Source organism: Paracidovorax citrulli (assembly GCF_900100305.1).
GTDB lineage: Bacteria > Pseudomonadota > Gammaproteobacteria > Burkholderiales > Burkholderiaceae_C > Paracidovorax > Paracidovorax citrulli.
The window spans coordinates 133,583-141,415 of the sequence record NZ_FNEY01000010.1 but is presented as its reverse complement, the minus strand read 5'-3'; the positions used below and the strand labels follow the sequence as shown (position 1 = coordinate 141,415).

The window sequence follows — 7,833 nt, the reverse complement described above, 5'->3', positions numbered from 1 at the left end:
TGGCCTACTACGCCAACATCGGCGTACGCATCGAGCGCGTCATGACCGACAACGGCTCTGGCTACAAAAACGCCTTCCGCGCGGCCTGCGAGGAATTGGGCATCCGCCACATCCGCACGCGGCCCTATACGCCCAAGACCAACGGCAAGGCCGAGCGATTCGTACAGACCAGCCTGCGGGAGTGGGCCTATGCCAGACCCTACGAAAGCTCAGCCCAACGCACGGCTGCCCTGCAGCCCTTCATTGACGGCTACAACTGGTGCCGGCCACACTCCGCGCTCGGCCATCAGCCTCCCATCACACGCATTCCGGGTGTGAACAACCTCGTGAGACTCAACAGCTAGGCGGAACGAGGGTAGCCAGCCCGCAGAAGAGCAGGGCGCAAGCCCACAATGAAAGCCGTGACCGACCGCGCATGGATCCCTCCTTGGTGGCGCGCAACCTCCGGATTGGGGTACCGCCTTTTGAATGGACTCAACTATGGCGCGCTGGAACCAATTGTCAACAGGTGGAGCACCAGGAAACCGTTGCCGATGCGTGCCCGCTCACTCCCGCACGGCACCACCTTCGGTCGCCCGGGCCGGGAACGAGAACGCGAACTCGGTGCCGTGGTCGTGGCTGGACTGCACGACCACCTGCCCGCCGTGCGCCTGCGCGATCGCACGCACGATGAACAGGCCGAGCCCGACGCTGCGCGCGGAGGTGTCGTCCGCGGCCACGCCGCGCACCATGGGCTGGAAAAGGCGGCCTAGCGTGTGCCGGGGGATGGGGTCGCCGTGGTTGTGCACGGCCAGGCGGGCGGTGCCCGACTCCACCGCGGTGGAGACCGTGGCGGTGCTGCCCGGCGTGCCGTAGGCCATGGCGTTGCCCACGAGGTTGCCCAGGAGCTGGGCGATGCGGTCCGGGTCGGCACTGATCTCTCCGCCGCCCTTGGCGACATGCTCGATGGTGCGGCCGGGGAAGGCCACCGACAGCTCCTCGATGATCCGGGCCGTGAGTTGGTGGAGGTCCGTGGGGCGGCGCGAGACGCTCAGGCCTGCGCCGAGGCGCACGACCGTGAAATCGAGCAGGTCGGCGATCAGGCGCCTGGCGCGCTGCCCGGCGCGGGTGATGTTGCCGAGCATGCGCGCGGCCGTGTCCGGCGGGGTGGGCGTGGGCGAGGCCGCCTGGCGCGTCAGCAGGTCGGTGGCCAGGAGGATGGTGGTGAGCGGGTTGCGCAGGTCGTGGCTGACGATGCCGATCATCTGCTCGGCGAACACGGCGCGGTCTTCGGCGAGGGCGCGGCCGTGTTCCGCCTCGGTGATGTCGCTGAAGATGCCCACGAATTCCGTGAGCATGCCGTCGTCGCCCCGGAATCCCTGGCCGGAGGAGACGAGTACGCGGCGGTGCCCTTCCGCGTCGATGATGCGGTGCTTGAACTGGTAGGGCTCGCCGGTGCGCAGGGCGCGGTCGAGCGCGGCGCGCTCCGCGGCGCGGTCCTCGGGCACCATGTGGGCCACGAAGTCGTCCTCGCCCACGGGCCGGTCCGGGTCCAGCCCCAGCAGGACGGCGACGTCGGCGCCGAAGCGCCGCCGGCCGGTGGCGGGGTCCAGGTCCCAGACGTGGATGGCCCCGGACTGCATGGCCTGCCGCAGGCGCGAGCGGGACGCCTGCAGGGCCTGCTGCGCCTGCCGCTCCTTGGCCACCATGTCGTCGGCGCGCTTGCGGGCGGCCAGCAGTTCGCGCTCGTATTTGTTGCGTTCCTCCGCCACCATCACGGCGATCTCGTCGAAGGTGTCCTCGCCGCTGGTGCGGCGCACCACGTTGAGCAGGACGGGGAAGGTGGTGCCGTCGCCGCGGCGGATGTCGAGCTTGACCTCCGAGGTGGCGCCCTGCATTTCCGGCATGGGCTGCCAGTGGGTCTGGTGGAAGATCCGGCCGCCCACGGTGAAGAGTTCCTGCAGCTTTGTCTGCCGGACCAGTTCGTGCGGGGGGATGCCGGTCCACTGGCACAGGGTCCGGTTGACCTTGAGGATCAGGCCGGACGGGCTGGTCACCAGCAGCCCGCAGGGCATGCGGTCGAAGAGTTCTTCCGCGCTTACCATCCGATCGCGCAGAGGAATTCGTCCATCACGGCGCCGCACGCGCCCGGGGCGCTGAGGTGCGGGCAGTGCCCGACGTTCTCGATGACCCGCAGCGTGCCGCGGGGCAGGTGGCGGAGCAGGTAGTCGCCCACCGCGCGCGGCGCGATGATGTCCTCGCTGGACTGGATGACCAGCGCCGGTTCCTTCAGCCGGTGCAGGTCGGCCCGGTTGTCGGAGAGGAAGGTGACGTGCGCGAATTGCCGGGCGATGTCGGGATCGGTGCGGCAGAAGCTGGCCGTGAGCTCTTCGCCGAGTTCGGGGCGGTCGGGGGCGCCCATGATGGCGGGCGCCATCTGGCTTGCCCAGCCCAGGTAGTTGGCGTCGAGGGTGTCCAGCAGGGAATCGATGTCCTCGCGGGAGAAGCCGCCCACGTAGTCGCCGTCGTCGATGTAGCAGGGGGAGGGGCCGACCATGACGTGGCCGGCGATCCTTCCGGGCCGGCGGATGCCGGCCAGCAGGCCGATCATGGCGCCCACCGAATGCCCCACGAAGACCACGGGGCCGGGAGCGAATTCGTCGATGATCTCCAGCACGTCGTCCGCATAGCCGTGGAGCGAGGCGTATTTGCCGGAATCGTAGGCGCCGAGGTCGGACAGGCCGCTGCCCACCATGTCGAAGGTGATGGCGCGCCAGCGCGCGGCATATCGCGGCGCCAGCAGGCGCCACATGTTCTGGTCGCAGCCGAAGCCGTGCGCGAACACGAGGCAGCCGGCGCCGTTGCCCTGGACCTTCACGTTGTTTCTGCGCCTGACCGACATGCAAGCTCCTGGTGATGTCCGGGCGATGCCAGCCGCGGCACGACTCAGCCATTATGGGACATCTGCCCTGTCCATGACCGCCGGGGCCGTGGGTGAAACGGCGCGCCCCGTGGAATCTGGCAGGACGGGGCGCACGGTGGCGGTCGCCATTCCTTCCTGCGGCTTGTTTCGTGCCTGTCCCCGCCGCTTCGCGGGCACTGCGCGCGGCAGCTTCCCGCGTCCGTAGATTGGGGCAATCGCAGGTATCCCGTGAGAACGCGGGAGGCCGTTGTTCGTACTCCATATCTTCATTTGCTGCCATGCCCACTTCTTCTTCCCTGCGTACCGCTTCCGCGTCACCCACCACCGCCGCCGCGGCGCTGTTGCCCCACCAGGGTGCCGACAGCGCGGCCGGGCCCGAGCCCGGGTCTCCACGCGGCTCCCTGCCAGCCCCGGATGCAGGTTCCCTCCGCAGCCTGCGGCGCACGAACTCCATGCCGTCGCCGCAGGCCGCGGACGCCCTGTTGCGGGCTGGCCTGCCCGCGCGCCCCGCCTGCGATGCCGTGGCGCTGCCGGTGCAAGCGCTGCCGGTGCTGCAAACCGCGGAAGGGATCGTCCATGCCCTGCTGGAGCCCGCCCAGGCGCGGGACGCGGAGGTCGTGCAGCGGCTGCGGCGCAATACCCAGGTGCTGCTGGACAAGGGCATCGATACCCCGGAGAAGCTGCGGAGTTTTCTCTCCACGGCCTGGCGCCACGACGCGGTGCTCGGTTTCGCGGGGCTGGGTTTCAGCAACGGGGCGGGGTACATGACCGGGATCACCGCGGCCAACGAGAAGCTGGTGTCGCTGCTGCCCCCGGATCTGCTGCGGAACACGCCGCGGCTGGGCTTCGTGGTCGGCGTGGGCGTGGGTGCGCTGGACGTGCTGGTGAGGGCGGTCGGCAATGCGGTGGTCGCGCCGCGCCTCTACAACGGCCCTTCCGGGCTGGACCGCCTGCCCGCCGCCCTGCGCCCGGACCCGCATGCCGAGCAGATCCGCAATGCGGGCCTGGCCGCAGGATTCAATGTCGCGAAGAACCTGCCGCGCGTGGTGGAGCCTTTCGTGCAGGCCGCGATCGAGGGCCGGGGCGACAACAGCGTCAACCGCGTGTGGGCCGACCGCATCGACGCGTCGCTGCTCGACGGCTTCGGCGGGATGCTGGCCGCGGGCGCCCGGGGCGTGCACAGGCTCTCGCAGGAGGTGCCCTACGATGCGCGCATGCTGCTGCGCAGCGACCTGGGCGAGGTCATCGACCAGACCCGGCGCCCGTGGAAGGAATCGCTGCAGGGCGTCGGCTCCGCGGCGCTCGAGGGCGCGAAGTCGCTCGTGGCGTCTCCCGTGCCCGTGGCGGTGGTGGCCACGGTGGGGTGCTTCATCGCCGAGCTGTTCGCGGCCAATGCGTCCATCGACCGCGCCGGATCGCCCGCGGGTCTGCCGGCGGACCGGGCGGACGCCGGCATGCTCTCGGGCAAGCGGGCTTCGTCGGTCCTCATCATGGGGCTGATGTCCGGCACGATCGAGCTGGGAGCGCCCTATGCCGCGCGGGGCGGCGCCTATGTGGCGCGCACGATCCGCCAGGGCCTGCAGCAGACGTCCTTCAGCCTGATGGCCTGGGCCCAGGCCCGCTTCGGCGCCGCGGAGGCGCCGGACCTGGAAGCGGGCCGGCGGGCATGACCCGCAGGGGCTGCGCAGGCGAGCGCGAATGGATCGCCTGCGCGTTTTCCCGGAGAAAGATGGCCCTTCAATTAGTTGACATCTAAATCATCTATTCCTAAAGTTGCCGCAGGCCCGGACGGCCCTGGAGACCTGCGCATGAAGATCGTTTGCATCGGTGGCGGCCCGGCGGGCCTGTATTTCGCGCTGCTCATGAAGCAGCAGGACCCCGCCCACGACGTCACCGTGGTGGAGCGCAACAAGCCCTACGACACCTTCGGCTGGGGCGTGGTGTTTTCCGATGCCACCATGGACCACATGCGCGCCTGGGACCGCGAGACCGCCGACGAAATCCAGGAGGCCTTCAACCACTGGGACGACATCGAGCTGCGCTTCAAGGGCCGCACGATCCGCTCGGGCGGGCACGGTTTCGTGGGCATCGGGCGCAAGAAGCTGCTCAATATCCTGCAGGCGCGCTGCGAGCGCCTGGGCGTGAAGCTGGTGTTCGAGACCGAGGCCGCCTCCGACGAGGACTATCCCGACGCCGACCTCGTCATCGCCTGCGACGGAGTGAACTCCCGCATCCGGGGCCGCTATGCCAACGTGTTCCAGCCCGACATCGTCACGCGGCCCAACCGCTACATCTGGCTGGGCACGCACAAGCTGTTCGATGCCTTCACGTTCGACTTCCAGCGCACGGAGCATGGCTGGTTCCAGGCACACATCTACAAGTTCGACGACCGCACGACCACCTTCATCGTCGAGTGCCCGGAGGCGGTGTGGAAGGCGCACGGGCTGGACCAGGCCGACCAGGACCAGTCCATCGCCTTCTGCGAGCGCGTGTTCGCCGACACGCTGGGCGGCGCGCCCCTGATGAGCAATGCGCGCCACCTGCGCGGCTCGGCCTGGCTGAACTTCCAGCGCGTGGTGTGCGCGCAATGGTGGCTGCGCAACCCCCGCGGCAGCCACGTGGTGCTGATGGGCGACGCGGTGCACACGGCGCATTTCGCGATCGGCTCGGGCACCAAGCTCGCCATCGAGGATGCGATCGAACTCGCGCGCCAGTTCGGCCGCCTGGGCGGTGGCCGCGAGGGCATTCCCGCCGTGCTCGCGGCCTACCAGGAGGCGCGCCGCGTGGAGACGCTGCGCATCCAGAACGCGGCCTGGAACGCGATGGAATGGTTCGAGGTGTGCGGAGACCGGTACTGCGACCAGCTGGAGCCCGAGCAGTTCATGTATTCGATGCTCACGCGCAGCCAGCGCATCAGCCACGAGAACCTGCGCCTGCGCGATGCGGGCTGGCTGGAGGGCTACGAGCGCTGGTTCGCGCGCCGCGCGGGCATCGACGTGCCGGCCGGCAGCCGGCCTCCGCCGCCCATGTTCACGCCGCTCACCGTGCGCGGCGCGACGCTCAAGAACCGCATCGTGGTCTCGCCCATGGCGCAGTATTCGGCGGAGGACGGCCTGGTGGGCGACTACCACCTGGTGCACCTGGGCGCGCGCGCCATGGGCGGTGCCGGCCTCGTGTTCGCCGAGATGGCCTGCGTGAGCGCCGAAGGCCGCATCACCCCGGGCTGCCCGGGCCTGTACCGCCCCGGGCACACGGCGGCCTTCCGCCGCATCGCCGACTGGATCCATGCGAACACCGACGCGAAGTTCGGCATCCAGATCGGCCATGCGGGCGCCAAGGCCTCCACGCGCCGGGCCTGGGAGGGCATCGACCAGCCGCTGCCCGAGGGCAACTGGCCCATCATTTCCGCCTCGCCGCAGCAGTACCTGGAAGGCGTGAGCCAGCGCGCGCGGCAGATGACCCGCGCCGACATGGATGCCGTGCGCGAGCAGTTCGCCCAGGCCGCGCGCGCCGCCGATGCCGCGGGCGCCGACTGGCTGGAACTGCACTGCGCCCACGGCTACCTGCTGTCGAGCTTTCTCTCGCCACTCACCAACCAGCGCGAAGACGAGTACGGCGGCCCGCTGGAGAACCGCCTGCGCTATCCGCTGGAGGTGTTCGCCGCGGTGCGTGCCGCATGGCCGCAGGACAAGCCGCTGTCGGTGCGCATCTCCGCCCACGACTGGGTGGAGGGCGGCACCACGCCGCAGGACGCGGTGGAGATCGCCCGGGCGTTCAAGGCCGCGGGCGCGGACATGATCGATTGTTCCTCGGGCCAGGTGAGCAAGCGCGAGAAGCCGGTCTATGGCCGCATGTTCCAGACGTCGTTCGCCGACCGCATCCGGCAGGAGGCTGGCATCGCCACCATCGCCGTCGGCGCCATCAGCGAGGCGGACCATGCCAACAGCATCCTGGCCGCCGGCCGGGCCGACCTGTGCGCGGTGGCGCGGCCGCACCTGGCCAACCCGGCCTGGACGCTGGCGGAGGCCGCGCGCATCGGCTACACGGCGGTGGATTGGCCGCGGCAGTACCGCTCCGGCAAGCAGCAGCTGGAGGCGCATTTCGAGCGCGAGAAATCCATGGCGGCGGCGGGCGGGAAGGGCTGACGATGGACAAGACCCAACGGCATGCCCTGGTGACCGGCGGCACGCGCGGCATCGGCGCCGCCATCGCCCGGCGGCTCGTGGCCGATGGCCTGCATGTGACGGTGCTCGGCCGCGATGCGGAGGCTGCGCGGACCTTCTCCGCCACCGATGCGGCGCACCTGCACGGCGTGGCCGCCGACGTGGCCGATGCGCGGCAGGTGGCGCAGGCGCTGGCATCCGCCCGGGAGCGGTTCGGGCCGGTGCAGGTGCTGGTCAACAACGCGGGGCAGGCCGAGAGCGCGCCGTTCCTCAAGACCGACGCGCGGCTGTGGCAGCGCATGCTGGACGTGAACCTGACCGGCACCATGGTCTGCACCCAGGCCGCGCTGGCGGACATGCTGGAGGCCGGCTGGGGCCGCGTCGTCAACGTGGCGAGCACGGCGGGGCAGGTGGGCTACGCCTACGTGGCGGCCTACTGCGCGGCCAAGCACGGCGTGATCGGCCTCACGCGGGCGCTGGCGCTGGAGCTGGCCGCCAAGGGCGTCACCGTGAACGCCGTCTGCCCCGGCTACACCGATACCGACATCGTGCGCGAGAGCATCGAGCGCATCGTCGCCAAGACCGGCCGCAGCGCCGAGGCCGCGCGCGAGGGCTTCGTGCGCGCCAATCCGCAGGGCCGGCTGGTGGCGCCCGAGGAGGTCGCCGACGCGGTGGCCTGGCTGTGCACGGATGGCGCGCGGTCGGTGAACGGGCAGTCCGTCTCGGTCAGCGGCGGCGAGGTCATGTGAGCGGCCGACCGGACAGGAC

At 70.3% G+C, this 7,833-nt stretch carries 6 protein-coding genes; 4 read left to right on the top strand and 2 right to left on the bottom strand.

Annotated features, from left to right (window positions below):
• On the top strand, window positions 1-344 hold a 344-nt coding region (locus BLR99_RS09345), incomplete at its 5' end, for an integrase core domain-containing protein (protein ID WP_139160152.1).
• Between the two features lie 201 nt (window positions 345-545).
• Here the strand turns inward: BLR99_RS09345 and BLR99_RS09340 are convergent.
• Window positions 546-2,084 carry a sensor histidine kinase gene (locus BLR99_RS09340; RefSeq protein WP_046060100.1) on the bottom strand — a complete coding sequence of 513 codons (1,539 nt, stop codon included), beginning with the start codon at window positions 2,082-2,084 and terminating at the stop codon, window positions 546-548.
• The gene (locus tag BLR99_RS09335; RefSeq protein WP_017439520.1) at window positions 2,078-2,881 is read right to left on the bottom strand and encodes an alpha/beta fold hydrolase; all 804 of its coding nucleotides are present in this window, start codon (window positions 2,879-2,881) and stop codon (window positions 2,078-2,080) included. Before BLR99_RS09335 ends, BLR99_RS09340 begins: the two co-directional genes overlap by 7 nt.
• A 299-nt stretch (window positions 2,882-3,180) precedes the next feature.
• On the opposite strand from BLR99_RS09335, the gene BLR99_RS09330 reads away from it, so the two are divergent.
• From BLR99_RS09330 to BLR99_RS09320, 3 genes are all read left to right on the top strand, one after another.
• Entirely contained in the window at window positions 3,181-4,572 is a 1,392-nt protein-coding gene (locus BLR99_RS09330) for a hypothetical protein (RefSeq protein WP_046060101.1), read from the top strand.
• Window positions 4,573-4,710: 138 nt separating this feature from the next.
• On the top strand, window positions 4,711-7,047 hold the full coding sequence (locus BLR99_RS09325) for a bifunctional salicylyl-CoA 5-hydroxylase/oxidoreductase (RefSeq protein ID WP_074687079.1): 2,337 nt from the start codon (window positions 4,711-4,713) through the stop codon (window positions 7,045-7,047).
• A gap of 2 nt (window positions 7,048-7,049) precedes the next feature.
• A complete protein-coding gene (locus BLR99_RS09320) occupies window positions 7,050-7,814 on the top strand; it encodes an SDR family NAD(P)-dependent oxidoreductase (protein ID WP_011796252.1) in 765 nt (254 codons plus the stop codon).
• The last annotated feature ends 19 nt before the right edge of the window (window positions 7,815-7,833 follow it).

Excerpts from the sequence above, each read along its gene's own strand:
- BLR99_RS09340 (WP_046060100.1), bottom strand. The coding sequence starts at position 2,084 with ATGGTAAGCGCGGAAGAACTCTTCGACCGCATGCCCTGCGGGCTGCTG.
- BLR99_RS09335 (WP_017439520.1), bottom strand. The coding sequence starts at position 2,881 with ATGTCGGTCAGGCGCAGAAACAACGTGAAGGTCCAGGGCAACGGCGCC.
- BLR99_RS09330 (WP_046060101.1), top strand. The coding sequence starts at position 3,181 with ATGCCCACTTCTTCTTCCCTGCGTACCGCTTCCGCGTCACCCACCACC.
- BLR99_RS09325 (WP_074687079.1), top strand. The coding sequence starts at position 4,711 with ATGAAGATCGTTTGCATCGGTGGCGGCCCGGCGGGCCTGTATTTCGCG.
- BLR99_RS09320 (WP_011796252.1), top strand. The coding sequence starts at position 7,050 with ATGGACAAGACCCAACGGCATGCCCTGGTGACCGGCGGCACGCGCGGC.